At 61.1% G+C, this 24503-nt stretch carries 24 protein-coding genes; 13 read left to right on the top strand and 11 right to left on the bottom strand.

Annotated features, from left to right (window positions below):
• The first annotated feature begins 75 nt into the window (after window positions 1-75).
• The gene (locus BB029_RS00375; RefSeq protein WP_065937875.1) at window positions 76-1623 is read left to right on the top strand and encodes a SulP family inorganic anion transporter; all 1548 of its coding nucleotides are present in this window, start codon (window positions 76-78) and stop codon (window positions 1621-1623) included.
• Window positions 1624-1691: 68 nt separating this feature from the next.
• On the opposite strand, the gene BB029_RS00370 is transcribed toward BB029_RS00375, so the two are convergent.
• Entirely contained in the window at window positions 1692-2339 is a 648-nt protein-coding gene (locus tag BB029_RS00370; protein ID WP_027608050.1) for a hypothetical protein, read from the bottom strand.
• Between the two features lie 367 nt (window positions 2340-2706).
• Between BB029_RS00370 and coxB the strand changes: the two genes are divergently transcribed.
• Genes coxB through BB029_RS00350 form a run of 4 tightly spaced genes read left to right on the top strand, consistent with a single transcriptional unit; the run spans window position 2707 to window position 6978 of the window.
• Window positions 2707-3834: a cytochrome c oxidase subunit II gene (coxB, locus tag BB029_RS00365; protein ID WP_065926843.1), complete on the top strand. Its 1128-nt coding sequence runs from the start codon at window positions 2707-2709 to the stop codon at window positions 3832-3834.
• 58 nt (window positions 3835-3892) lie between these two features.
• Window positions 3893-5482 carry a cytochrome c oxidase subunit I gene (gene ctaD / locus BB029_RS00360; RefSeq protein ID WP_024072609.1) on the top strand — a complete coding sequence of 530 codons (1590 nt, stop codon included), beginning with the start codon at window positions 3893-3895 and terminating at the stop codon, window positions 5480-5482.
• Window positions 5483-5503: 21 nt separating this feature from the next.
• Window positions 5504-6055: a cytochrome c oxidase assembly protein gene (locus BB029_RS00355; RefSeq protein ID WP_065937874.1), complete on the top strand. Its 552-nt coding sequence runs from the start codon at window positions 5504-5506 to the stop codon at window positions 6053-6055.
• 35 nt (window positions 6056-6090) lie between these two features.
• A complete protein-coding gene (locus BB029_RS00350) occupies window positions 6091-6978 on the top strand; it encodes a cytochrome c oxidase subunit 3 (protein WP_027608047.1) in 888 nt (295 codons plus the stop codon).
• 6 nt (window positions 6979-6984) lie between these two features.
• Here the strand turns inward: BB029_RS00350 and BB029_RS00345 are convergent, their stop codons facing one another.
• Window positions 6985-7188, bottom strand: coding sequence for a twin transmembrane helix small protein (locus tag BB029_RS00345; RefSeq protein WP_016978774.1), 204 nt, complete (start codon window positions 7186-7188; stop codon window positions 6985-6987).
• A gap of 45 nt (window positions 7189-7233) precedes the next feature.
• On the opposite strand from BB029_RS00345, the gene BB029_RS00340 reads away from it, so the two are divergent.
• Genes BB029_RS00340 through BB029_RS00320 form a run of 5 tightly spaced genes read left to right on the top strand, consistent with a single transcriptional unit; the run spans window position 7234 to window position 11157 of the window.
• Entirely contained in the window at window positions 7234-7998 is a 765-nt protein-coding gene (locus BB029_RS00340; protein ID WP_065937873.1) for an SURF1 family protein, read from the top strand.
• Window positions 7964-8548: a hypothetical protein gene (locus BB029_RS00335; protein WP_065937872.1), complete on the top strand. Its 585-nt coding sequence runs from the start codon at window positions 7964-7966 to the stop codon at window positions 8546-8548. Before BB029_RS00340 ends, BB029_RS00335 begins: the two co-directional genes overlap by 35 nt.
• Before the next feature lie 10 nt (window positions 8549-8558).
• Window positions 8559-9638 carry a heme A synthase gene (locus BB029_RS00330; protein WP_065937871.1) on the top strand — a complete coding sequence of 360 codons (1080 nt, stop codon included), beginning with the start codon at window positions 8559-8561 and terminating at the stop codon, window positions 9636-9638.
• Window positions 9626-10525, top strand: a complete 900-nt coding sequence (gene cyoE, locus BB029_RS00325) for a heme o synthase (protein WP_027608043.1) — start codon at window positions 9626-9628, stop codon at window positions 10523-10525. The genes BB029_RS00330 and cyoE overlap by 13 nt, the downstream gene beginning before the upstream one ends.
• Window positions 10522-11157 (top strand): SCO family protein, encoded by a 636-nt coding sequence (locus BB029_RS00320; RefSeq protein ID WP_065937870.1) that lies wholly within the window; start codon window positions 10522-10524, stop codon window positions 11155-11157. The genes cyoE and BB029_RS00320 overlap by 4 nt, the downstream gene beginning before the upstream one ends.
• Before the next feature lie 143 nt (window positions 11158-11300).
• Here BB029_RS00320 and BB029_RS00315 read toward each other — a convergent pair whose 3' ends face one another.
• The 3 genes from BB029_RS00315 to BB029_RS00305 are packed head-to-tail and all read right to left on the bottom strand — an operon-like array spanning window position 11301 to window position 13807.
• Window positions 11301-12074, bottom strand: coding sequence for a MetQ/NlpA family ABC transporter substrate-binding protein (locus tag BB029_RS00315; RefSeq protein ID WP_065937869.1), 774 nt, complete (start codon window positions 12072-12074; stop codon window positions 11301-11303).
• Window positions 12075-12125: 51 nt separating this feature from the next.
• Complete coding sequence (locus BB029_RS00310; protein WP_065926851.1) at window positions 12126-12800, bottom strand: methionine ABC transporter permease; 675 nt, start codon at window positions 12798-12800, stop codon at window positions 12126-12128.
• Window positions 12800-13807, bottom strand: a complete 1008-nt coding sequence (locus tag BB029_RS00305) for a methionine ABC transporter ATP-binding protein (RefSeq protein ID WP_027608039.1) — start codon at window positions 13805-13807, stop codon at window positions 12800-12802. The genes BB029_RS00310 and BB029_RS00305 overlap by 1 nt, the downstream gene beginning before the upstream one ends.
• Window positions 13808-14072: 265 nt before the next feature.
• Between BB029_RS00305 and katE the strand changes: the two genes are divergently transcribed.
• The gene (gene katE, locus BB029_RS00300) at window positions 14073-16214 is read left to right on the top strand and encodes a catalase HPII (RefSeq protein WP_065937868.1); all 2142 of its coding nucleotides are present in this window, start codon (window positions 14073-14075) and stop codon (window positions 16212-16214) included.
• 81 nt (window positions 16215-16295) lie between these two features.
• Here katE and BB029_RS00295 read toward each other — a convergent pair whose 3' ends face one another.
• Genes BB029_RS00295 through zur form a run of 4 tightly spaced genes read right to left on the bottom strand, consistent with a single transcriptional unit; the run spans window position 16296 to window position 19101 of the window.
• The gene (locus BB029_RS00295; protein WP_065937867.1) at window positions 16296-17015 is read right to left on the bottom strand and encodes a PA5502 family lipoprotein; all 720 of its coding nucleotides are present in this window, start codon (window positions 17013-17015) and stop codon (window positions 16296-16298) included.
• A gap of 37 nt (window positions 17016-17052) precedes the next feature.
• The gene (gene znuB / locus BB029_RS00290) at window positions 17053-17841 is read right to left on the bottom strand and encodes a zinc ABC transporter permease subunit ZnuB (protein ID WP_065937866.1); all 789 of its coding nucleotides are present in this window, start codon (window positions 17839-17841) and stop codon (window positions 17053-17055) included.
• Entirely contained in the window at window positions 17834-18619 is a 786-nt protein-coding gene (znuC, locus tag BB029_RS00285; RefSeq protein WP_065926855.1) for a zinc ABC transporter ATP-binding protein ZnuC, read from the bottom strand. Before znuC ends, znuB begins: the two co-directional genes overlap by 8 nt.
• Entirely contained in the window at window positions 18619-19101 is a 483-nt protein-coding gene (gene zur / locus BB029_RS00280; protein WP_026136513.1) for a zinc uptake transcriptional repressor Zur, read from the bottom strand. The genes znuC and zur overlap by 1 nt, the downstream gene beginning before the upstream one ends.
• 58 nt (window positions 19102-19159) lie before the next feature.
• Here zur and BB029_RS00275 point away from each other — a divergent pair, with 58 nt between their 5' ends.
• A complete protein-coding gene (locus BB029_RS00275) occupies window positions 19160-20089 on the top strand; it encodes a zinc ABC transporter substrate-binding protein (protein ID WP_065937865.1) in 930 nt (309 codons plus the stop codon).
• Window positions 20090-20218: 129 nt separating this feature from the next.
• Here the strand turns inward: BB029_RS00275 and BB029_RS00270 are convergent, their stop codons facing one another.
• Window positions 20219-21172 carry a homoserine kinase gene (locus tag BB029_RS00270; RefSeq protein ID WP_065937864.1) on the bottom strand — a complete coding sequence of 318 codons (954 nt, stop codon included), beginning with the start codon at window positions 21170-21172 and terminating at the stop codon, window positions 20219-20221.
• A gap of 56 nt (window positions 21173-21228) precedes the next feature.
• Window positions 21229-21519, bottom strand: a complete 291-nt coding sequence (locus BB029_RS00265) for a DUF2782 domain-containing protein (protein WP_060756492.1) — start codon at window positions 21517-21519, stop codon at window positions 21229-21231.
• 74 nt (window positions 21520-21593) lie between these two features.
• Between BB029_RS00265 and polA the strand changes: the two genes are divergently transcribed.
• Window positions 21594-24377 carry a DNA polymerase I gene (gene polA, locus BB029_RS00260; RefSeq protein ID WP_065937863.1) on the top strand — a complete coding sequence of 928 codons (2784 nt, stop codon included), beginning with the start codon at window positions 21594-21596 and terminating at the stop codon, window positions 24375-24377.
• Window positions 24378-24503 lie beyond the last annotated feature (126 nt).

The following is a 24503-nucleotide window of genomic DNA, read 5'->3' as shown; positions in this document are numbered from 1 at the left end:
TGCCGGGTAAAGCGGTGGCTGCCATGGATGCAGCCAGGCTTTGCCGCGCCCGGCGAATACCTCGGGAGAGCCATCATGCGTGCTGCTCAATTGAAAGCTGTATTGCCACGGGAGCTGCTCGCCTCCGTGGTTGTGTTTCTGGTCGCCCTGCCCCTGTGCATGGGGATCGCCATCGCGTCCGGCATGCCGCCGGCCAAGGGCCTGATCACCGGGATTATCGGTGGCCTGGTGGTGGGCTGGTTGGCGGGCTCGCCGCTGCAGGTCAGCGGCCCGGCAGCGGGTCTGGCGGTCTTGGTGTTCGAGCTGGTGCGCCAGCATGGGATGCTGATGCTCGGACCGATCCTGCTGCTGGCCGGCTTCCTGCAGCTGGTGGCCGGGCGCTTGCGCCTGGGTTGCTGGTTCCGCGTCACGGCGCCGGCGGTGGTGTACGGGATGCTGGCGGGGATCGGCGTATTGATTGTGCTATCGCAGATCCATGTGATGCTCGACGGTGCGCCCAAGCCCTCGGGGCTGGATAACCTGACGGGCTTCCCCGCCGCGCTGGCGGAGGCGATTCCTACCTTGGGCGGCGGCCTGGGTTGGCAGGCCGGCTTGCTCGGTTTGTCGACGATGCTGGTGATGTACCTGTGGGATAAATTCCGCCCGCAAACCCTGCGTTTCGTGCCCGGAGCCCTGTTGGGCGTGGGCCTGGCAACGGTGACCAGCCTGGTGCTGGCGCTGCAGGTCAAGCGTGTGGAAGTCCCGGAGAACCTCGCCGACGCCATCGATTGGCTGCGTCCCAGCGACCTGTTGAACCTGGCTGACCCTCAGTTGTTGATCGCTGCGTTTGCGGTGGCGTTTATCGCCAGTGCCGAAACCCTGCTCTCTGCGGCAGCGGTCGACCGCATGCACAGCGGCCAGCGTTCCGATTTCGATAAGGAATTGTCCGCCCAGGGTGTGGGCAACATGCTGTGCGGCCTGGTGGGTGCCCTGCCGATGACCGGTGTGATCGTCCGCAGCTCGGCCAACGTGCAGGCCGGTGCCACCACGCGGTTGTCAGCGATGTTCCATGGCGTATGGCTGTTGGGGTTCGTACTGTTGCTGTCGAGCGTGCTGCAAAGCATTCCTGTGGCAAGCCTGGCGGGTGTGCTGGTGTACACCGGGATCAAGCTGGTGGACATCAAGGCCTTCAAGGCCCTCGGTCGTTATGGGCGTATGCCGATGTTTACCTACGCGGCCACGGCGTTGGCGATCATTTTCACCGACCTGCTGACCGGTGTGCTGGTGGGCTTCGGGCTCACACTGGTCAAGCTGGCGCTCAAGGCCTCACGCCTGAAAGTCAGTCTGATCGACCTGCCCCCGGAGGGGGAAATGGAGCTGCGTTTGACCGGTGCGGCGACTTTCCTGAAAGTGCCGGCGTTGACCCAGGTGTTGGCGACGGTGCCTCCGGGCACGACTGTGCACGTACCGCTGAGTAACCTGAGTTATATCGACCATTCCTGCCTGGAGTTGCTGGAAGAATGGGGCCGGGCGAATGCGGCCAAGGGTTCGAGGCTGGTGATCGAGGCGCGTGGTTTGAAGCGCAGACTCGAAGGCCGGGTCAGGACGACGACAGGGATCGGCTCGGCGCCCTCAGTCGGCTGACGGAACCGGAGCAACATGTGGGAGGGGGCAAGTCCCCTCCCACATTCGTTCTGTGTCGAATTCAGGATTTAAGCCGGCTGGTCCAACGCCAACTCAACCCCCAGCTGGCGGGACAGGCATGGCCAGCGCTTCCACGCGGCTTCCGTTGCCGGGCTTTTCAGCTGTTCGCGATACGCTTCGACAGACTCCAGTGCAAAGCTGTCTTCGTTGAGCATTTCATCCACCGCATGATGAACGGCTTCATCCAGCTGGTTGGCGAATGCTTCGCCGATCAATTGATGGGCAATCACGTTGGCCACGGTGGTATCTGCCGGAATCAGTGGCTGGCCAAAGTGTTTGATGTACAAATCGTTGACCTCTTCCACCAGGCGATGGGCCAGGTAAGCCTCGTCCAGCAGACCGTCGAGCCCTTCATGGCCGGCCAGGATGGCGGGGGGTTGCAGGAAGAAATGCTCGGCGATTTTCAGCACTGGCTTGATCTGGCTTTCGATGCCGGCCTCGCGGGCCACGTCGTTGGCGGCGTCCAGCAGGTCCGGCACGAGATCGATGTAGGCCGTGACGAAACGGGTCATGACAATGTTGCGATCACCATCAGCCAGGGAAATGGCCGAATGCAGGTGCGGCAATTGCTCTTCCAGCTGCTTGGCCAACTGGCCAGTGCTGGATTCGTGTTGATGGGCACGGGAAATCTGCTCGCGCAATGCGGCGGTGTTCATGAAGGCTCCAGTGAAGCAGGTGTAGGAATAGGGACAGCATAAGGTAGCTCGTTTATACGAGCGCCTAAGACGCATTTGTCATAATTATTTCATGGTTATGCACAGGCGTTATATCGAATTGCCATCGTTGGTCGGATAAACGATTCCGCACCCGGTTTTATTAGGCCTGGCCACTCATTTTTGCTCATTTGCCCCTACACATTGCGGGGTTGCAGAGCGTGTCTATACTCGGGTTTGTACGCGATTAGCTGATGACGCCAGACTGCATAAGCAGGTAAGGCTAAGCGGTTGTAAGCAGTATGGAAGCCGCTCCCTTCGACGCAGGTGCAAACCGGCGGGATAACAAGAACGATAAGGGGAACCCGCAATGACGCGACATCCACATGTTTGGATGGGCCTCCTGTTGTGGTCGGTATTCGGCCAGGCGCACGCCGCCTGGACAACGAATATGGCACCAGGGGCAACTGAAGTCAGTCACGCTGTGTTCGACCTGCACATGACCATTTTCTGGATCTGTGTAGTGATCGGCATTGTCGTTTTTGGCGCGATGTTCTGGTCGATGATCCTTCATCGCCGCTCTACGGGCCAGGTCGCGGCCAAATTCCACGAAAGCACCACCGTGGAAATCCTCTGGACCGTGGTGCCCTTGCTGATCCTGGTCGCGATGGCCATTCCGGCGACCAAGACCTTGATCAATATCTACGACAGTACCGAGTCGGATATCGATATCCAGGTCACCGGCTATCAGTGGAAGTGGCACTACAAATACCTGGGCCAGGACGTGGAGTTCTTCAGCAACCTGGCCACGCCCGCCGAGCAGATCCATAACCAGGCCACCAAGGGCGAACATTACCTGCTGGAAGTCGACCAGCCGCTGGTGCTGCCGGTGGGCGCCAAGGTGCGTTTCCTGGTGACCGCCGCCGACGTGATCCACTCCTGGTGGGTGCCGGCCTTTGCGGTCAAGCGTGACGCCATCCCGGGGTTCGTCAACGAAGCCTGGACCCGCGTCGAGAAGCCCGGCATCTACCGTGGCCAATGCGCCGAACTGTGTGGCAAGGACCACGGTTTCATGCCCATCGTGGTCGAGGTCAAGTCCAAGGCCGACTACGACACCTGGCTCGGCGAGCGCAAGGCGGAGGCCGCCAAGCTCAAGGAGCTGACCTCCAAGGAGTGGACGCTGGAAGAGCTGGTGGCACGTGGTGACAAGGTCTATCACACCACCTGCGTGGCCTGTCACCAGGCCGAAGGCCAGGGCCTGCCGCCGATGTTCCCGGCCCTCAAGGGTTCGAAAATCGCCACCGGGCCCAAGGAAGGTCACCTGAGCCTCGTCTACCACGGCAAGCCCGGTACGGCGATGGCCGCATTCGGCAAACAGCTCTCGGAAGTGGATATCGCCGCCGTGGTGACCTACGAGCGCAACGCCTGGGGTAACAACAAGGGCGACATGGTCACGCCTAAAGACGTGCTGGCCATCAAGCAGGCGGAAAGCAAATGACTTCATTCATTGCGTATACCCCGAACCGCCCCGCCCACTCGCTTGCAGGAGAACGGCCATGAGCGCTGTGATCGATGACCATGGCCACGCCGGTGACCATGCCCACGGCCCCGCCAAAGGCTTGATGCGCTGGGTACTGACCACCAACCATAAGGACATCGGCACGATGTACCTGTGGTTCGCGTTCACCATGTTCCTGCTCGGCGGCTCGTTCGCCATGGTGATCCGTGCCGAGCTGTTCCAGCCTGGCCTGCAGATCGTCGAGCCGGCTTTTTTCAACCAGATGACCACCATGCACGGCCTGATCATGGTGTTTGGTGCGGTAATGCCGGCGTTTGTCGGCCTGGCCAACTGGATGATTCCGCTGATGATCGGCGCGCCGGACATGGCCTTGCCGCGCATGAACAACTTCAGCTTCTGGCTGCTGCCGGCGGCGTTCCTGCTGCTGGTTTCGACCCTGTTCACGCCCGGTGGCGGGCCGAATTTCGGCTGGACGTTCTACGCCCCGCTCTCCACCACCTACGCGCCGGAAAGCGTGACGTTCTTCATCTTCGCCATCCACTTGATGGGCATCAGCTCGATCATGGGTGCGATCAACGTGGTTGCCACCATCCTCAACCTGCGTGCGCCCGGCATGACCTTGATGAAAATGCCGCTGTTCGTCTGGACCTGGCTGATCACCGCCTTCCTGCTGATCGCGGTGATGCCGGTGCTGGCCGGCTGCGTGACCATGATGCTGATGGACATCCACTTCGGCACCAGCTTCTTCAGTGCGGCCGGTGGCGGTGATCCGGTGCTGTTCCAGCATGTGTTCTGGTTCTTCGGCCACCCCGAGGTGTACATCATGATCCTGCCGGCGTTTGGCGCCGTCAGTTCGATTATCCCGACCTTCTCGCGCAAGCCATTGTTCGGCTACACGTCGATGGTCTACGCCACGGCGAGCATCGCGTTCCTCTCGTTTATCGTGTGGGCGCACCATATGTTCGTGGTGGGCATTCCATTGGTCGGCGAGTTGTTCTTCATGTACGCCACGTTGCTGATTGCGGTGCCCACCGGTGTGAAGGTGTTCAACTGGGTCAGCACCATGTGGCAAGGCTCGCTGACCTTCGAGACGCCGATGCTGTTTGCCGTGGCGTTCGTGATCCTGTTCACCATCGGCGGCTTCTCCGGATTGATGCTGGCGATTGCCCCGGCGGACTTCCAGTACCACGACACCTATTTTGTGGTGGCGCACTTCCATTACGTACTGGTGCCTGGTGCGATCTTCGGCATCTTCGCCTCGGCCTACTACTGGCTGCCGAAATGGACCGGCCACATGTACGACGAAACCCTGGGCAAGCTGCATTTCTGGCTGTCTTTCGTGGGCATGAACATGGCGTTCTTCCCGATGCACTTCGTGGGACTGGCCGGCATGCCGCGTCGCGTGCCGGACTACAACCTGCAGTTCGCCGACTTCAATATGGTCTCGTCGATTGGCGCGTTCATGTTTGGCGCCACGCAGATCTTCTTCCTGTTTATAGTGATCAAGTGCATCCGTGGCGGCCCGCCCGCGCCGGCCAAGCCGTGGGATGGTGCCGAAGGCCTGGAGTGGAGCGTGCCCTCGCCCGCGCCGTACCACACCTTCACCACACCACCGGAGGTCAAATGAACAGGGTGAGCGGAGGTGGCCATGGCTGACTCCGTGCCCCTCAAGCGCCTGGTTACCCGCCTGCTGATCCTGGTGCTAGCGATGTTCGCCTTCGGCTTTGCCCTGGTGCCGATCTACGACGTGATGTGCAAGGCATTCGGCATCAACGGCAAGACGGCCGGGCAGTACGAAGGCGAACAGGTCGTCGACCTCACGCGCCAGGTACGGGTGCAGTTCCTGTCCACCAATGCCATCGACATGGTCTGGGAGTTTCATTCCAAGGCTGACGAGGTGGTGGTCAACCCCGGCGCAGTCACCGAGATGCTGTTCGTGGCCTACAACCCTACTGACAAGCCGATGACCGCCCAGGCGGTGCCGAGCATTTCCCCTGCCGAAGCGGCGATGTATTTCCACAAGACCGAATGCTTTTGCTTCACCCAGCAAGTGCTGCAGCCAGGCCAGCGCATCGAGATGCCGGTGCGTTTTATTGTCGACCGTGACATGCCCAAGGATGTGAAGCATTTGACCCTGGCGTACACGCTGTTTGATATCACTGCGCGCCAACCGCCCGTGGCTGTCCGTACCGGCGGCTAGCTACTGTTTGCCCGCTCAATCAGGAGAGCGAATACATGTCGACTCATGATACGTACTACGTACCAGCGCAAAGCAAATGGCCGATAATTGCCACGATTGGCATGCTGGTCACCGTGTATGGCCTGGCCGTGTGGTTCAACGACCTGAAGGCGGCACGCCCGGAATCCCACGGGCCGTGGATCTTTTTCGTCGGAGGGCTGTTGCTGGCCTACATGCTGTTTGGCTGGTTCGGTGCAGTGATCAAGGAAAGCCGCGCCGGTTTGTACAGCGCCCAGATGGACCGCTCGTTTCGCTGGGGCATGACCTGGTTTATTTTTTCCGAGGTGATGTTCTTCATCGCGTTTTTCGGAGCGCTGTTCTACGTGCGCCATTTGTCCGGTCCCGCATTGGCCGGCGAAGGCCCCAAAGGCATTGCGCACATGCTGTGGCCGAACTTCGAGTTTGCCTGGCCGTTGCTCAACAACCCGGACCCGAAGCTCTATCCCGCGCCGGAGGGCACCATCAGCCCGTGGGGCTTGCCGTTGGTGAACACCATCCTGCTGGTGAGTTCCAGCGTGACCATCACCATTGCCCACCACGCCTTGCGCAAGGGACATCGCGGCGCGCTGAAGATCTGGCTGGCGATCACCGTCTTGCTGGGCCTGGCATTCCTCGGGTTCCAGGCCGAGGAATACATCCACGCCTATAAAGAGCTGGGCCTGACCTTGGGTTCGGGGGTGTACGGCGCGACGTTCTTTATGCTCACGGGCTTCCACGGTGCTCACGTGACCATCGGCACCATCATTTTGTTTGTGATGCTGATGCGCATCCTGCGCGGGCATTTCAATGCCGAGCATCAGTTCGGTTTCGAGGCGGCCAGTTGGTATTGGCACTTCGTGGATGTGGTGTGGATCGGGCTGTTTTTCTTCGTCTATGTGCTGTGAGGCGACTTACCAGGGCGCATGAGATACCAGCTGGCCGCTGAAAAATCCCCAGGCGATCAATGCCACGGTGATCACGGCCAGTACCACACGCACGGTCAAGGCCGTGACGAGGCGGTTGGAGTTGCCCTCGTCCTTGACCAGGAAGAACAGGCCACTGAACAGGCTCACGACGGTCGCGATCAGCATCAGGGCAATGGCTGCTTTGAGCATGGTCTGGTTCCTGGCGTTGGTGGGCATCAAGGGGATGGGCGGGCAATGAAAACAAGTATAGCCAGCGCCATGAAACGCTTTCGTCCAGGTATCGCACCAACCGTGGTGGTGATGATTCTGCTGCCTTTGATGGTGGGCCTGGGCGTCTGGCAGCTGTCGCGCGGTCATGAGAAGCAGTTGCTGGTGGACAGCTATGCCGAACGCCGCGCCGCTGAGCCGATCAGCAGTGTGCAACTCGGGGATATGGCGGACCCGGCCTTTCGCCGCGTGCATCTGCGCGGCCAGTTCGATGCCGAGCACAGCGTATTGCTGGATAACCGCATGCGCGACGGCAAGGCGGGTGTCGAGCTGCTGCAACCCTTTCATGACCAGGCGAGCGGCCTGTGGCTATTGCTCAATCGGGGCTGGTTGCCGTGGCCGGATCGGCGCACCCCGCCCGTCTTCACTACTCCGGCTCAGCCTTTGAATCTCGACGCCTGGGTGTATGTCGCGCCCGGCGAAACCTTCCAGCTGCATGCGGACCCCACGACCGTGCAATGGCCGCGCCTGTTGACCGCGCTGCACCCCGCCGCGTTGTGGGCTGAGCTGGGCCGCAACGGTTTTGCCTATGAACTGCGCGCCGAAGCCGGCCCCGGCACGTACGAAACCACCTGGCCCATCGTTGCGATGGGTCCGGAAAAACACTTGGCCTACGCGGTGCAGTGGTTCGCCATGTCCCTGGCGCTACTGGCTCTTTACCTCTACCTCGGATGGCACACCACAAAGGAGAAGCCCCATGGGAACGGCCACGAATCCACTCAACATGTCTGAGGTACCTGATCGGCGCAAAGGTCGCTGGCAGTTGATGCTGATCCTGCTGATGGTGATCGGTCCGATGGTGCTGGCCACCTTCATGTACAAACTGCAGTTCTGGGTGCCGGACAGTCGCAGCTACCACGGAGAAATGATCGGTAACGGTCAGACCCGCGCCGATATTGGCGTGCAGGCCGATGAACAGCGCTGGCAGTTGCTGGTCACCGCGCCTGCCGCCTGCGCCGCCGATTGCCGGCAACTGGTGTACCTCGCGCGCCAGTTGCAGATCGGCCTGGGGCGCGACGCTTCACGCGCCAGCCATGCCTTGGCCAGTGCACAACCGGTCGCTGCCGACTATGACGCCAAGCTCAAGGCCGAATACCCGCAATTGCAGCGCTACTCGCTGGACCTCTCGACCTTCACCAAAAACGCCGCCGCGCCGGGCGCTGCGCAACTGTGGATCGTCGACCCCCACGGCAACCTGGTGCTGCGCTACGACGCCAAGGTCAAGGGCAAGGACTTGCTCAATGACCTGCGCCACCTGTTGAAACTGTCGAACATCGGATAAGGGCATCGTCATGGCCAAACCTGGATTTCGCCTCGCGTTGTTTGCCTCTCTGCTGGCGTTGATCGTCGTGCTGCTTGGCGCCTACACCCGCCTGACCCACGCCGGCCTCGGTTGCCCGGACTGGCCGGGCTGCTACGGCTTTATCAGCGTGCCGCAAAGCGAGGCCCAGCTGGCCCATGCCGAATTGCATTTTCCCGATACGCCGGTGGAGGCTGACAAGGGCTGGGCGGAGATGACCCATCGCTATTTCGCCGGCACCCTGGGCCTGTTGATTGTGCTGTTGGCGGCGCGTTCGTGGAGCCATCGGCGTGATCCGGGCCAGCCAGTGAAACTGCCGTTGTTTCTGTTGATGGTGGTGTTCGCCCAGGCCGCGTTTGGCATGTGGACGGTGACCTTGAAGCTGTGGCCCCAGGTGGTGACGGGGCATTTGTTGGGCGGCTTTGCGACCTTGAGCCTGCTGTTTCTGCTGACCCTGCGCTTGTCTGGGGTGTTGCCCGCGTTGATCGTGCCCAGGCGCCTGCAATATTGGGCCACGGCCGGCCTGGTGCTGGTGATCGGTCAGATCGCCTTGGGCGGCTGGGTCAGTTCCAACTACGCAGCGGTGGCCTGTATCGATTTGCCCACCTGCCATGGTCAGTGGTGGCCTGCGGCGGACTTCGCCAACGGCTTTCACCTGACCCAGCACATCGGCCCCAATTACCTTGGCGGCCAGCTCGACAGCGACGCGCGCACCGCCATCCACCTGACCCACCGCATCGGTGCGGTGCTGGTCACCCTGGTGCTTGCGGGGCTGGCCTGGCAGCTGCGTGCGGTGGGTATGACGCGGCTCGCGGGCCTGCTGTTGATTGCCCTGGCGGCACAAATCAGCCTGGGCCTGAGCAACGTGTATTTCCACCTGCCGCTGCCGGTTGCGGTCGGCCATAACGCCGGCGGTGCGGCGCTGTTATTGACCCTGGTGCTGGTCAATTACCACGCCCGCACCAGTCTGGTCCGGGTGCGTCACCAGTTGCCGTTCGGCTGGCGCTTCAGCCCGCGCAAACGCGTATCGGGCCTCATCACCCTTAAAGGAGAGATGCCATGGCGACCTTGATCGGCGCGCGCCACAGCCAGGCGATCTGGCGCGATTACCTGGAGCTGACCAAGCCGAAAGTGGTGGTGCTGATGCTCATCACCTCCCTGGTCGGCATGTTCCTCGCGACCCGCGCCGGCGTGCCGTGGGCGGTGCTGATTTTCGGCAACCTGGGGATAGCCCTGTGTGCCGGTGGCGCGGCGGCGGTGAACCATGTGGTGGACCGGCGGATTGATGCAGTGATGGCTCGCACCCATAAGCGGCCGTTGGCGGAGGGGCGTGTGTCGCCGGTGGCGGCGCTGGCCTTTGCTTTGTTTCTAGCCGTTGCAGGATTGGCCTTGTTGCTGGCGTTTACCAACCCCCTGGCGGCATGGCTGACGCTGGCTTCGCTGCTCGGTTATGCGGTGGTCTACACCGGTTTTCTCAAGCGTGCGACGCCACAAAATATTGTCATCGGAGGCCTGGCCGGTGCCGCGCCACCGCTGTTGGGCTGGGTCGCCGTTACCGGCCATGTCAGCGCCGAGCCCTTGTTGCTGGTGCTGATCATCTTCGCCTGGACGCCGCCGCACTTCTGGGCCCTGGCCATTCACCGCAAGGAGGAATACGCCAAGGCCGATATCCCGATGCTGCCTGTCACCCACGGCGAGCACTACACCAAGGTGCATATCCTGCTCTATACCTTCGCCCTGTTGGCGGTGAGCCTGATGCCCTATGTGATCCACATGAGCGGCCCGCTCTACCTGGCCTGTGCGCTGGTTTTGGGCGGACGCTTTCTGCAATGGGCTTGGGTGCTGTACCGTGGCGCTCAGCCGCACGCGGCGATCAACACCTTCAAGTACTCTATCTGGTACCTGTTCCTGCTGTTTATCGCCCTGCTCGTAGACCACTACTTACTGTTGAACCTATGACTCGAACTCAAAAAACCGTCTTTATCCTGGTGGCCATCGTCGCGTTGATCATGGGCCTGACCGTTAACAAAGTGCTCTCGGGCAAGGGCCAGGGCGACCCTACGGCATTGATTGATGCCGGTATCATCCTGCTGCCGCAAAGCCGCCAGCTGCCGCCGGTGAGCATGACCAACCAGGAAGGCCAGCCGGTGCTGGTCAACGAGTTGAAAGGCAAGTGGAGCCTGCTGTTCTTCGGCTACACCTTCTGCCCCGACATCTGCCCGACCACCCTCGCCCAACTGCGCCAGATCAAGAGCGAGTTGCCTAAGGAGGCTGTGGATAAGTTGCAGGTAATCCTGGTCAGCGTCGACCCGAACCGCGACACCCCGACCCAGCTCAAGCAGTACTTGGGCTACTTCGACCCACAATTTCAAGGCCTCACCGGCGCGAACGTGGAGGATGTGCAGAAGGTCTCGAATGCCGTGAGCATCCCGTTCATCCCGGCAGACACCAGCAAGCCCAACTACACCGTCGACCACAGCGGCAACCTCGCGCTGATCGGTCCGGATGGTACCCAGCGCGGCTTTATCCGTGCGCCGTTGAACAACCAGAAGCTGGTGGCGCAACTGCCGGGGCTGTTGCAGCGCAAGTAACAGGCAATGCACAACACATGTGGGAGGGGGCTTGCCCCGATGGCGGCAGATCAGTCAGCTCATGCAGCGACTGATACTCCGCAATCGGGGGCAAGCCCCCTCCCACATTTTTTGATCTCCAGCGTGTTGGAGACCGAGTCTGATCAGAACGCCGGCAGGATCGCGCCTTTGTACTTCTCTTGGATGAATTGCTTCACCTCAGGGGTGTGCAGGGCTGCAATCAGCTTCTTCATCGCGTCCGAATCCTGGTTGTCTTCGCGGCTCACGAGGATGTTCACGTAAGGCGAGTCATTGCCTTCGATCACCAGGGCGTCCTTGGACGGGTCCAGCTTGGCTTCCAGCGCATAGTTGGTGTTGATCAGCGCCAGGTCGACCTGGGTCAGCACGCGCGGCAGGGTGGCGGCTTCCAGTTCGCGGAATTTCAGGTTTTTCGGGTTTGCGGTGATGTCCTTGATGGTCGACAGGATGTTGGTCGAGTCCTTCAATTTGATCAAACCGGCTTTAGCCAGCAGCAACAGCGCGCGGCCACCGTTGGTGGCGTCGTTCGGGATCACCACGTTGGCGCCGTCAGGCAGGTCTTCCAGTTTTTTGTACTTGCTGGAGTAAGCGCCCAGAGGCTCCAAGTGCACAGCGCCGACGCTCACCAGGTGAGTGCCTTTGGCTTTGTTGAATTCATCCAGGTATGGCTGGTGCTGGAAGAAGTTCGCGTCCAGGCGCTTTTCCGCTACCTGGACGTTGGGCTGTACGTAATCGGTGAAGACTTTGACTTGCAGATCCACGCCTTCTTTGGCGAGGGCAGGCTTCACGAATTCCAGGATTTCCGCGTGGGGCACCGGCGAGGCAGCGACTTTCAGGGTCTCGGCGGCATGGGCGGAAAACGCGGCAACGGCGGCGAAAGCAACCAGTAGTTTTTTCATCCAACAAGCTCCTTGTTCGGGCATGTGCCGGCTTTTGACCGGCAATGGCCGTTATTTTCGAGAAAAGTGCACCACCAGCTTGTCGCCGACGGTTTGCAGAATTTGCACCAGGATCAACAGCATTACCACGGTGACCACCATCACATCGGTCTGGAAGCGCTGGTAACCGAAACGGATCGCCAGGTCACCCAGGCCGCCGGCACCGACGACACCGGCCATGGCCGTGTAGGACACCAGGGTAATCGCCGTCACCGTTATCGCCGCGAAGATGCCGGGGCGTGCCTCGGGCAGCAGCGCGTTGATGATGATCTGACGGGTGCTGGCGCCCATGGACTGGGTGGCCTCGATGATGCCGCGGTCCACTTCACGCAAGGCGGTTTCCACCAGGCGGGCGAAGAATGGCGTGGCTCCTACGACCAGCGGCGGGATCGCGCCCGCTACGCCCAGGGAGGTACCGGTGATCAGCACAGTGAACGGGATCATCACGATCAGCAGGATAATGAACGGCAGCGAGCGCAGGATGTTCACGACCAGCGACAGCAGTGCGTACAGGCCTTTTTGCTCGAACAGCTGGCGTGGGCTGGTCAGGAACAACAGCACGCCCAAAGGCAGGCCCAATACCACGGTGAAGAACAGCGAACCGAACAGCATGATCATGGTGTCGCCGGTGGCGAGCCAGATTTCGGACCAGTCGATATTGGCGAAGAAACTCAAGAAAACGTCCATCAGCGCAGCACCTCCATGTGGACGTCTGCGGCGGTAAAGCGGGCAAAGGCCGCTTCCATGTCACCGCCGGTGACCGCAAGGGTCAGTTGCCCGTAGGGGATGTCTTTGATGCGGTCGATGCGGCCGGCGAGGATGCTGTAGTCCACTCCCGTTTCGCGGGCGACGGTGCCCAGCAATGGCGCGTAGGTCGCTTCACCCTGGAATGTCAGCCGTACGATGCGACCCGGTACATGGGCGAAGTCATCGCGCTGCTCGCCTTCATCGACCTGCTCGGCTTCCTGCACGAAGCGCTTGGTGGTCGGGTGCTTGGGGTGCAGGAACACGTCGGCCACCGAGCCTTGCTCGACGATCACGCCGGCGTCCATCACGGCGACTTGGTCGCATACGCGGCGGATCACATCCATTTCATGGGTGATCAGCACGATGGTCAGTTTCAACTCGCGATTGATCTCGGCCAGCAGTTGCAGGACCGAGGCGGTGGTTTGCGGGTCGAGGGCGCTGGTTGCCTCGTCGCACAGCAGGATTTTCGGCTTGGTCGCCAGGGCGCGGGCAATGCCGACGCGCTGCTTCTGGCCACCGGACAACTGCGCCGGGTACTTCCTGGCGTGGTCCGACAGGCCGACGCGGGCGAGTAGCTCGGCGACGCGTTGGTCGATGTCCTTGCGCGACAATTCGCCGGCCAGGGTCAGTGGCAGGGCCACGTTGTCGGCAACGGTCTTGGACGCCAGCAGGTTGAAGTGCTGGAAGATCATCCCGACCTGCTGGCGGAAACGGCGCAGGCCGTTGGCGTCCAGGGCGGTGACTTCTTCGCCGTCCACCGTGATCTGGCCGCCGCTGGGCTCTTCCAGGCGGTTGATCAGGCGCAGCAGCGTGCTTTTACCTGCACCCGAGTGGCCGATAAGGCCAAACACCTGGCCGTTTTCGACGCGCAGGCTGGTGGGGTACAGCGCGGGAATATCCTTACCGGCGACGCGGTAGGTTTTATGGACGTTTTGAAACTCGATCACGTAGCGAACCTTGTGGGGCGCATTGAAAAGGGATCAGCGGTTAGCCGGGCGCGCATTTTAGCCTGTCCGTATAGCGTTTCTTAGCATTTATTTCGCATTCAACCAGTGATTTGGCAATAACGCGATCAAAGGTCATAAAAAAGGAACGGCAGAAAACCGTGTCAGTCACTACTTAAGCAACTCGATTTCCCAGGTGCCGTGCCTGGGGTTTTGCTCAAACGAGCCGGGGACCGCTCTGGCCACTTTGAATAAGGAGTTTTGACTGATGAGTACCAAGAAGCCAGCCACCCCGTCGAAGAGTGAACTTGCAGGCACCGACACCCTGGACCGTGGCAACACCAACGCCAAGCTGCAAGCCCTGGAGGAATTCCGTTCCGATGCGACCGGCCAGGCCCTGCGTACCAACCAAGGCGTGAAGATTTCCGACAACCAGAACACCTTGAAAGTCGGTGCCCGCGGCCCCTCGCTGCTGGAAGACTTCATCATGCGTGAAAAAATCACGCACTTTGACCATGAGCGTATCCCCGAGCGCATCGTGCATGCCCGGGGCACCGGCGCCCATGGCTATTTCCAGACCTATGAAAACCATTCCGCGCTGAGCAAGGCGGGTTTCCTGCGTAACCCCGAGCATAAAACCCCGGTGTTCGTGCGTTTCTCCACCGTGCAGGGCCCGCGTGGCTCGGGCGATACGGTGCGTGACGTGCGCGGTTTCGCGGTGAAGTTCTTCACCGACGAGGGCAACTTCGACCTGGTCGGCAACAACATGCCGGTGTTTTTCATTCAGGATGCGATCAAGTTTCCCGACTTCGTGCATGCGGTAAAACCTGAGCCACACAACGAAATTCCTACCGGCGGCTCGGCTCACGATACGTTCTGGGATTTTGTTTCGTTGCAGCCGGAGTCGGCGCACATGGTGATCTGGGCGATGTCTGACCGCGCCATTCCAAAAAGCCTGCGTGCCATGCAGGGGTTTGGCATTCACACCTTCCGCTTGATCAATACCGAAGGTAAGTCGAGCTTTGTGAAGTTCCACTGGCACCCGAAGGTCGGCACCTGCTCCCTGGTGTGGGACGAAGCGCAAAAGCTTGCCGGTAAAGATACCGATTACCACCGTCGTGACCTGTGGGAGGCGATTGAAAGCGGCGACTACCCTGAGTGGGAGTTGGGTGTGCAGATCGTTGCGGAAGAAGACGAGCATAAGTTCGACTTTGACCTGCTCGATCCGACCAAGATCATCCCCGAGGAACTGGTGCCGATCACGCCGCTGGGCAAGATGGTGCTGAACCGTAACCCGGATAACTTCTTTGCCGAAGTCGAGCAGGTCGCGTTTTGCCCAGGCCACATCGTGCCGGGTATCGACTTCACCAACGACCCGTTGTTGCAAGGTCGTCTGTTTTCCTACACGGATACGCAGATCAGCCGTCTCGGTGGGCCGAACTTCCATGAGCTGCCGATCAACCGGCCGGTAGTACCTTTCCACAATGGCCAGCGCGACGCCCAGCATCGGACCGTGATCGACAAGGGCCGTGCTGCTTACGAGCCGAACTCGATCGATGGCGGCTGGCCGAAAGAAACGCCGCCGGCTGCCCAGGATGGTGGTTTCGAAACTTATTACGAGCGTGTAGACGCCAATAAGGTGCGTGAGCGCAGTGAGTCGTTTGGCGACCACTTCTCCCAGGCTGCGCTGTTTTTCCACAGCATGAGCCACCACGAGAAAGAGCACATCATCGCGGCCTACAGCTTCGAGTTGGGCAAGGTGGAGCGCGAGTTTATCCGCGCGCGTCAGGTCAACGAAATTCTGGCCAATATCGATCTGGAACTGGCCAAGCGCGTGGCGCAGAACCTTGGTCTGCCGGCGCCGACCAAAGGCACGGTAGCGCCGCGTGAGTCTTCGCTGAAAGAGTCGCCGGCATTGAGCCAGGTGAACCTGCTGTCCGGCGATATCAAGACGCGCAAAGTCGCGATTCTTGCGGCTGACGGTGTGGATGGCGCGGCAATCGATGCGCTTAAAAAAGCACTGGCGGCAGAAGGTGCCCATGCCAAGTTGCTGGGGCCGACCTCGGCGCCGGTGAAGACGGCCGATGGCAAGAGCCTGCCGGTGGATGCGTCGATGGAAGGCATGCCGTCGATTGCGTTTGACGCCGTGTTTATCCCGGGCGGAAAAGAGTCGGTGAAAGCACTGAGCGGTGATGGTGTGGCATTGCATTACGTTCTGGAAGCCTACAAACACCTGAAGGCGATTGCGGTTGCCAGTGACGTGAAGCCACTGCTGGATCTGCTGAAGCTGGAGACGGATGCGGGGTTGATCGTGGGTTCGGATGCGAAAGCGTTCAAGGCGTTTTTTGCCGCGATTGCACAGCATCGGGTTTGGGATCGTGAGCCGAAGGCTAAGGCGATTCCGGCTTAAGTTATTGGTTGCTTGTTAGATCGCTATCGGGGGCAAGCCCCTCTCACAATTCAAACGTGAGAGGGGCTTGCCCCCGATGCGTTATTCCGCCTTGCGCGGAGTCAGCACAACCTGCGCCGGAATATGCTTAAGAATCTGCCGGTGAATCTTCAGGTCATACCCTGAATCAATGCGCTTCACCCGTTTGGCCAGCAACGTGGCCAGCCACGGGTAGTCCTGGGTGCGCGGCGCCTGGATCGTCACATCGCACTGGTAATTCACCACGTCGGTGGCAATCGCATCCAGTTGATGGCGCAGCGCTTCAATATCAGTAAGGTTCAGCGCCACGGTGGTGCTTGGCGCGGCCGGGTCGATGACCTTGGCCGCGGGCTTGGCTTCGGCGGCCTTGAGGGCCTCTTCGGCTTTATCCAGCTCGACTTTACGGGCGTGGGTGATCGCGCTGTTGACGCCACCGGTCAGCGCCGGCGCCTTGGGCATCAGCGCGCGGGCACGGCTCAGGGCGGTGGCGGCGGCGTTTACGTCGCCTTTTTGCAGCACGATCTGGCTGCGCTGCAGGTAAGCCTCGGCCAATTGACGTTGGTAGGGTTCCAGCGCCGGGTCATTGGGCGACTGGGCCTGCAGTGCGGCCAGTTGGTCTTCGGCGGTGGCCAGCTCACTGCTGGCCAGGTTTTGCTCCAGCTGCGCGATGGCCGCAGCACGCGGATCCGGGGCCTCTGGGGCGGCGGGCGGTGTGCTTTGACAGGCGCCCAGCAGCAGGGAAAACGCGGCAAGGAGCAGATAACGGGAGGTGAACAGCTTCATTCCTGCGACTCTCTATTTGCGCAAAAAGCGAGCAAGTCTACACCCCTCGACGGGGCAGGACAAAACTCAGCAGAAACAGGGCGGCCGCCGTGACTACGATCGACGGTCCGGCCGGCGTGTCCTTGAACCATGACAACGCCAGGCCCCCGCACACTGCCAGCATCCCCAACAGGCTGGCACCGATCGCCATCTGCTCCGGCGAGCGGGCGTGGCGCTGGGCGGCGGCGGCCGGAATGATCAACAGCGATGTGATCAACAATACGCCGACAATCTTCATCGCGACAGCGATCACCACGGCAATCAGCAGCATCAGGGCCATGCGCAACGCGGATACGGGCAAGCCTTCGACCCTGGCCAGTTCTTCATGCACCGTGATGGCCAGCAGTGGGCGCCACAGAGTGACCAACAGCACCAATACGGAGGCGCTGCCGCCGAGAATCCAGGCAAGATCGGTGGGGCTGATCGCCAGCAGGTCGCCGAACAGATAGGCCATCAGGTCGATGCGCACTTCATGCATAAAGCTCAGCACCACCAGGCCCAGGGACAGCGTGCTCGGCGCCAGGATGCCCAGCAGGGTGTCCGAGGCCAGGGGCTGGCGCTGTTGCAGGGTCACCAGCAGCACCGCCAGCAGCAGGCAGCCCACGGTCACGGCGATGGTCGGGCTCACATCCAGCAGGAAGCCCATGGCCACGCCCAGCAGCGCGGCGTGGGACAAGGTGTCGCCAAAATACGCCATGCGCCGCCAGACCACGAACGAGCCCAGCGGGCCCGCCACCAGCGCCAGAGCCAAGCCTGCCAGCAGGGCGTAAAGCAGAAAATCAGCCATGCTTGCAGCTATCTCCATGAACGTGGGTGTGGGGCGTCGCGGGATCGTCAACGACAGCGCCATGCAGGTCATGGGCGTGATCGTGATGGTGGTGATAGATCGCCAGGCTCTGGGCGTTTTTGCCGAACAGTTCGACGAACGCCGGGTCGCTGCTGACTTGTTCCGGGTGGCCGGAGCAGCACACGTGGCGGTTGAGGCATACCACCTGGTCGGTGGTGCTCATCACCAGGTGCAAGTCATGGGAGACCATCAGCACGCCGCAGCCATGGCGGTCGCGCAGGCGGGTAATCAGGCTGTACAGCTCGGCCTGGCCGGCGACGTCGACGCCCTGCACGGGTTCATCCAGCACCAGCAACTCGGGCTCGCGCAACAGGGCGCGGGCCAGCAGCACACGCTGCATTTCGCCGCCGGAGATGCTTTGCACCGGGCTGTCGATGACCTGCTCGGCGCCGACCTCCTTGAGGGCGGCCTGCGCGCGGGCGCGGTCCACACCGGGCACCAGGCGCAAAAACCGCAGTACGGACAAGGGCAAGGTCGGATCAACGTGCAGCTTTTGCGGCATGTAGCCCACGCGCAGCCTGGGCTTGCGCCACACGCTGCCGGTGTCGGGCTTGAGCAGGCCGAGTACGGCGCGCACCAGGGTGGTCTTGCCGGCGCCATTGGGGCCGATCAGGGTGACGATCTGCCCCGGTTCGACGCTCAACGCGATGTTATCTAGCACGTTTTGCCCGGCAAACGTGACGCCGACCTGCTCCAGGCGAATTAACGCATTGCTCATCAAGCCCCCTGGCAGCCCGAGCACAGGCCGACCACTTCGACCGTCTGCCCTTCGACCCGGAAACCTACGTCGGCGGAGCTCTTGATGATGGCGTCGCTGATGCTCTTTTGTTCAAGCTCGATGGCGGCGTGGCACTCGCGGCAGATCAGGAACTGGCCCTGATGCGCGTGTTCCGGGTGGTTGCAGCCGACAAAGGCGTTGAGCGAGGCAATGCGGTGCACCAGGCCGTTTTCCAGCAGGAAATCCAGCGCGCGGTACACGGTCGGCGGAGCGGCGCGGCGGCCGTCCTGCTCGCTGAGCACGCCCAGGATGTCGTAGGCACCCAGGGGCTTGTGGCTCTGCCAGACGAGTTCCAGCACCCGGCGACGCAGGGCGGTCAGGCGCAAGCCTTTCTGTGCGCACAGGGTGTCGGCCTCCGACAGCGCGGTATGCACGCAGTGAGAGTGGTCGTGTGGACGGCTGGCAAGCGGTGTTTTAGGCATGAGCGGCGACAGATATTTGATAGAGACGTTATTATGTTACCCGTTCCTACGTCATTGAGTGGTCATCGTGTCCCGACTTTTTCCCGTTTTTGTCGTATTTGTCACCAGTTTGTTCCTCGCTGGCGCCGCTCAGGCCGAGGTCAAGGTGCTCACGAGCATCAAGCCATTGCAGTTGATTGCCGCTGCCGTGCAGGACGGTGTGGCGGTTCCGGAGGTATTGCTGCCGCCGGGTGCATCGCCCCATAACTTTGCCTTGCGCCCATCCGACGTACGGCGTGTGCAGTCGGTCGATCTGCTGTATTGGATCGGGCCGGACATGGAGGGCTTCCTGCCTCGCGTGCTCAAGGGGCGTACCGCGCCGACCGTAGCGGTTCAAGACCTGCCGGGGATGAAATTGCGTAGGTTCGCCGAAGATAGCTATTCTCACGCCGACGATGCCGACGAACATGACCATGATCACCGCCCGGGGAGCCTGGATGCGCACCTGTGGCTGTCCACGGTGAACGCTCGGGTGATCGCAGCGCGTATGGCCGCTGACCTCAGTGCAGCCGACCCCGTGAACGCCGCGCGTTATCAGAGCAATGCCAAGGCTTTCGACGAGCGCCTTGATGCACTGGATGCGCGCCTGAAAAAACGCCTGGCGAGCATCGGTGACAAACCTTACTTCGTGTTCCACGAAGCCTTTGATTACTTCGAAGACGCCTACGGGCTCAAGCACACTGGCGTGTTCAGCGTTGCTGCCGAAGTGCAGCCTGGCGCCCAGCATGTGGCGGCGATGCGTACGCGTTTGCAGGAAGTGGGCAAGACCTGTGTGTTCAGTGAGCCGCCGTTGCGTCCGCGTTTGGCCGAAACTTTGGTGGCAGGTTTGCCGGTGAAGTTGGCTGAATTGGATGCGCTGGGCGGCTACACCCCCGCCACGGCCCAGGGTTATGAGCAGGTGCTGGAGAAGTTGGGGAACGACTTGGCAGGGTGCCTGGAGTCGTTATAAGCCGCAGCGCAGATCAAATGTGGGAGGGGGCTTGCTCCCGATAGCAGAGTGTCAGTCAGTGCATAAGTTGACTGATCTACCGCTATCGGGAGCAAGCCCCCTCCCACATTTTTTTGCCCGCCTGAACCGTTAAAGGGCGAACGGCAGGTGGACAGTGACGTCTTGGCGTTGCGCCAGCCGATGCTCGAACTCGGCGGGATCGTGGATCAACACATCCTGCCCGGCAAAGGACTCAGCGGCGATCAGGCGCGACAGCCAGAACCGCACGCACGCCACCCGCAGCATGGTCGGCCATAGCTCGGCCTCCTTGGCCGTGAACGGCCGCAGGCCGGCGTAGGCACCCAGCAGCGCTCGGGCGCGCGGGCCATCAATCACGCCATCGGCGTGTGAGCACCAGTCATTCAGGGCGATCGCCACGTCGTACAGCATCGGCCCGGAGCAAGCGTTGTAGAAGTCGATCAAGCCCGTCAGGTGCGTGCCTTCGAACATTGCGTTGTCACGGAACAGATCGGCGTGCACGTTGGCCCGCGGCAGGGCGAGGATCTGGGCCTTATGGGCTTCGATTTCAGTCAATGCTGCTTGCAGCAGGCTTTGCTGCGCATCGTCCAGGTGCGAAATCAGCTGCGCACCTTCGCTGAGCATCCAGTCCAGACCGCGATCGGTCTTGCGCTCCAGTACCTTCTCGCCTTGTGTCGCCAAGTGCAGATGGCCGAGCAGGTCGCCGACCTGGGCGCAATGCTGTGGGTTGGCGTCCTTGATGTGCTTGCCGGCCAGGCGCGGCTGCAGCAGTGCCGGTTTGCCGGCCAATTCGCGCAGGGCCACGCCATCGGTGGTGCGCAGGGCGTAGGGCACCGGCAGGTCGGCGTCGTGGAGCACGTCGAGCAGTTCGATGAAGAACGGCATTTCCTGCACGGGGCCGCGCTCAACCAGGGTCAGGACGTACTCGCCCTGTTCCAGGCTGATAAAGAAATTGGTGTTTTCGCTACCAGCGGCAATCCCCTGGAAGTCAAGCAGGCGGCCGAGCCCGTAGGGGGCGAGAAAGGTTTCCAGCTCGGGCCGAGCCAGGGGGGTGAACACAGACATGGTTAAAACTGCCAGTACGGGCGCCGCAGTGGGCGGCGCCAATTGAAGTTAAGAAATCATTTCCATTCGAAGATCTTCCATGACGGGATCAGCATATCCGGCTGGTCAGAGCGGATGAAGTTCGCGTCGGTTCCATCCGCGCGTACCAGGAAATACGGAGGCGCGCCTTTTACGGTCACCTTGATTGCATACAGGAAACCGTTCTGACGGTACTCCTGGATAGTCCGGTCGCCTTCCGTGCGAATGGTCACTTCCGGATCACCCGAAGGCGCGCTGTCTGCCGCCATGGCAGCCATCGGAGCGAGTGCAATCAGGCCGGTCAACAGCAGGCGATTGAATGTACGCATGATAACCTTGTCCCTTTGTTTTCATTGGTCCGGCTATTCTAGCGCCTGACCCGCCGAAAAGGTTGATCCTGCTCATGAGCCAAGCCCCCCTCGTCCTGGTGGACGGTTCGTCTTACCTGTACCGCGCGTTCCACGCGCTGCCACCGCTGACCACCTCCAAAGGCCTGCCGACCGGTGCGGTCAAGGGCGTGTTGAACATGCTCAAAAGCCTGCGCAAGCAGTACCCGGACAGCCCGTTCGCGGTAGTGTTCGACGCCAAGGGTGGGACGTTTCGCGATGACATGTACGCCGAATACAAGGCCAACCGCCCAAGCATGCCCGATGACATGCGCGTGCAAATCGAGCCCCTGCACCAGAGCGTGATCGCCCTGGGCTTCCCTTTGCTGTGTGTCGAAGGCGTCGAGGCCGATGACGTGATCGGCACCCTGGCCCGCAGCAGTGCCGCCGCTGACCGTCCGGTGGTGATCTCCACCGGAGATAAGGACATGGCGCAGTTGGTCGACGGGCACATTACCCTGGTCAACACCATGACCGGTAGCTCGATGGACATCGAGGGCGTAAAGGAGAAATTTGGCGTCGCTCCGGAGCAGATCATCGACTATCTGGCGTTGATGGGCGATTCGTCCGACAACATCCCGGGCGTTCCGGGCATTGGTCCGAAGACCGCTTCCGGCCTGCTGGTAGGCGTGAACGGCGGCCTCAAAGAGCTTTATGAACAGCTGGACATTGTGCCGAGCCTGCCGATCCGGGGTGCCAAGACGCTGCCGGCGAAGCTGGAAGAGCATAAGGAGATGGCATTCCTCTCCTATCAGTTGGCGACGATCAAGATCGATGTGCCGCTGGACGTGGGTCTGGACGATTTGCACCTGATTGAACCGGATCGCGAAAAGTTGCTGGAGCTTTACACCCTGCTGGAGTTCAAGAGCTGGTTCGATGAGATTCAGCGCGATGCCAAGCGAGTGGAGCTCAAGGCCGCGCCTGTTGCCGAAGAGGTTATTGAAGCTACGCCTGCGGCACCTGCAGAAACGACCTACACCACGATCCTCGACCAAGCCACATTCGATGCCTGGCTGAAGAAGCTCAACGGCGCGACGTTGTTCGCTTTCGACACCGAAACCACCGGGATCGACGCTCAGCAGGCGCAACTGGTGGGGGTTTCCTTCGCCGTGCAGCCCCATGAAGCCGCCTACATCCCGCTGACCCATTCCTACATTGGTGCGCCGCAGCAGCTGGATCGCGACACCGTGCTGCTGGCCTTGAAGCCATTATTGGAAGACCCGAGCAAGCTCAAGGTCGGCCAGCACGCCAAGTTCGACATGAATATCCTGGCCAACTGTGCCATCGGCGGCGACCCAGCGAATGGCATCAGCGTGCGCGGTATCGCGTTCGACACCATGCTTGAATCCTACGTGTTGAATTCCACTGCGACCCGCCATGACATGGACAGCCTGGCCAAGAAGTACCTGGACTACCACACCGTCAGTTTCCAGGACATCGCCGGCAAAGGCGCCAAGCAGCTGACCTTCGACCAGATCCCGCTCGAGCAGGCTGGCCCTTATGCTGCCGAAGATGCGGACGTGACGCTGCGCCTGCATCAGGCATTGCACGCACAGCTCACCGCCATCCCGAGCCTGGCAAGTGTGCTGACGGACATCGAAATCCCCCTGGTACCGGTGCTGGCGCGTATCGAACGCCAGGGCGCCCTGGTGGATGCGCAGTTGCTCGGTGTCCAGAGCATCGAGTTGGGCAACAAGATGGTTGAGCTGGAGCGCCAGGCGTTCGAGATCGCTGGCGAAGAGTTCAACCTGGGTTCGCCCAAGCAGCTCGGCGCGATTCTCTACGAGAAACTCGGCCTGCCGGTGCTGAAAAAGACGGGCAAGGGCCAGGCATCCACGGCAGAGGAAGTGCTGGCCAAGCTGGCCGAAGATGACTATCCGCTGCCCAAGGTACTGATGCAGTACCGCAGCATGAGCAAGCTGAAAAGCACTTACACCGACCGCTTGCCGGAGCAGATCAACCCGCGGACCGGGCGTGTTCACACCTCTTACCATCAGGCGGTGGCGGCGACCGGGCGGCTGTCTTCCAGCGACCCGAACCTGCAGAACATCCCGGTGCGCACCGCCGAAGGGCGACGCATCCGCCAGGCATTTGTCGCGCCCAAGGGCTACAAACTGCTGGCGGCGGACTATTCGCAGATCGAGCTGCGGATCATGGCGCACCTGTCCAAGGACGAGGGGCTGATGAATGCGTTCCGCAACGACCTGGACGTGCATACCGCCACCGCGGCCGAGGTGTTCAAGGTCGAATTGGCTGAGGTCACCTCCAATCAGCGTCGCAGTGCCAAGGCGATCAACTTTGGCCTGATCTACGGCATGGGGGCACAGAAGCTCGGCAAGGACATCGGTGTCGATACCAAGACCGCAAAGGCTTACATCGATGTGTACTTCGCCCGCTACCCAGGGGTTCGCGAGTACATGGAGCGCACCCGCGCCCAGGCTGCCGATCAAGGCTACGTGGAAACCTTCTTCGGACGTCGTCTGTATTTGCCGGATATCAACTCCAACAAGCCCCAGGAGCGCGCGGCCGCAGAACGCACGGCGATCAACGCGCCGATGCAGGGCACGGCGGCGGATATCATCAAGAAAGCCATGGTGCTTGTGGATAACTGGCTGACCGCGTCGGGCCTGGATGCCAAGGTGATCCTGCAGGTACACGATGAACTGGTGCTGGAGGTGCGTGAGGATCTGGTGGCCGAGGTCAGCGAGAAGATTCGCGAGCACATGAGTGCGGCCGCGCAGTTGGATGTGCCGTTGGTGGTGGACGTTGGCGTAGGCGACAACTGGGACGAAGCGCACTGATTTCGCGGCGGCGCCACCACCGAGCGTGGTGGCGCAGTGCTTTAGATCGGAAATCCGCTGCAGTTATTTCCAATAGTTTTTTGAACCTGCCGGAACTTAACCTGTGAACTGCTACTCAGAGTTACT

Origin of the sequence: Pseudomonas sp. S3E12 (assembly GCF_001702295.1) — a bacterium.
Classification (GTDB): domain Bacteria; phylum Pseudomonadota; class Gammaproteobacteria; order Pseudomonadales; family Pseudomonadaceae; genus Aquipseudomonas; species Aquipseudomonas marginalis.
The sequence above is the reverse complement of the archived record's forward strand: the minus strand, read 5'-3'. Positions and strand labels throughout refer to the sequence as shown.

Excerpts from the sequence above, each read along its gene's own strand:
- BB029_RS00270 (WP_065937864.1), bottom strand. The coding sequence starts at position 21,172 with ATGTCTGTGTTCACCCCCCTGGCTCGGCCCGAGCTGGAAACCTTTCTC.
- polA (WP_065937863.1), top strand. The coding sequence starts at position 21,594 with ATGAGCCAAGCCCCCCTCGTCCTGGTGGACGGTTCGTCTTACCTGTAC.
- BB029_RS00320 (WP_065937870.1), top strand. The coding sequence starts at position 10,522 with ATGACTCGAACTCAAAAAACCGTCTTTATCCTGGTGGCCATCGTCGCG.
- BB029_RS00295 (WP_065937867.1), bottom strand. The coding sequence starts at position 17,015 with ATGAAGCTGTTCACCTCCCGTTATCTGCTCCTTGCCGCGTTTTCCCTG.
- ctaD (WP_024072609.1), top strand. The coding sequence starts at position 3,893 with ATGAGCGCTGTGATCGATGACCATGGCCACGCCGGTGACCATGCCCAC.
- katE (WP_065937868.1), top strand. The coding sequence starts at position 14,073 with ATGAGTACCAAGAAGCCAGCCACCCCGTCGAAGAGTGAACTTGCAGGC.
- znuC (WP_065926855.1), bottom strand. The coding sequence starts at position 18,619 with ATGAGCAATGCGTTAATTCGCCTGGAGCAGGTCGGCGTCACGTTTGCC.
- zur (WP_026136513.1), bottom strand. The coding sequence starts at position 19,101 with ATGCCTAAAACACCGCTTGCCAGCCGTCCACACGACCACTCTCACTGC.
- coxB (WP_065926843.1), top strand. The coding sequence starts at position 2,707 with ATGACGCGACATCCACATGTTTGGATGGGCCTCCTGTTGTGGTCGGTA.
- znuB (WP_065937866.1), bottom strand. The coding sequence starts at position 17,841 with ATGGCTGATTTTCTGCTTTACGCCCTGCTGGCAGGCTTGGCTCTGGCG.
- BB029_RS00355 (WP_065937874.1), top strand. The coding sequence starts at position 5,504 with ATGGCTGACTCCGTGCCCCTCAAGCGCCTGGTTACCCGCCTGCTGATC.
- BB029_RS00330 (WP_065937871.1), top strand. The coding sequence starts at position 8,559 with ATGGCCAAACCTGGATTTCGCCTCGCGTTGTTTGCCTCTCTGCTGGCG.
- BB029_RS00350 (WP_027608047.1), top strand. The coding sequence starts at position 6,091 with ATGTCGACTCATGATACGTACTACGTACCAGCGCAAAGCAAATGGCCG.
- BB029_RS00340 (WP_065937873.1), top strand. The coding sequence starts at position 7,234 with ATGAAAACAAGTATAGCCAGCGCCATGAAACGCTTTCGTCCAGGTATC.
- BB029_RS00375 (WP_065937875.1), top strand. The coding sequence starts at position 76 with ATGCGTGCTGCTCAATTGAAAGCTGTATTGCCACGGGAGCTGCTCGCC.
- BB029_RS00335 (WP_065937872.1), top strand. The coding sequence starts at position 7,964 with ATGGGAACGGCCACGAATCCACTCAACATGTCTGAGGTACCTGATCGG.
- cyoE (WP_027608043.1), top strand. The coding sequence starts at position 9,626 with ATGGCGACCTTGATCGGCGCGCGCCACAGCCAGGCGATCTGGCGCGAT.
- BB029_RS00315 (WP_065937869.1), bottom strand. The coding sequence starts at position 12,074 with ATGAAAAAACTACTGGTTGCTTTCGCCGCCGTTGCCGCGTTTTCCGCC.
- BB029_RS00370 (WP_027608050.1), bottom strand. The coding sequence starts at position 2,339 with ATGAACACCGCCGCATTGCGCGAGCAGATTTCCCGTGCCCATCAACAC.
- BB029_RS00265 (WP_060756492.1), bottom strand. The coding sequence starts at position 21,519 with ATGCGTACATTCAATCGCCTGCTGTTGACCGGCCTGATTGCACTCGCT.
- BB029_RS00345 (WP_016978774.1), bottom strand. The coding sequence starts at position 7,188 with ATGCTCAAAGCAGCCATTGCCCTGATGCTGATCGCGACCGTCGTGAGC.
- BB029_RS00310 (WP_065926851.1), bottom strand. The coding sequence starts at position 12,800 with ATGGACGTTTTCTTGAGTTTCTTCGCCAATATCGACTGGTCCGAAATC.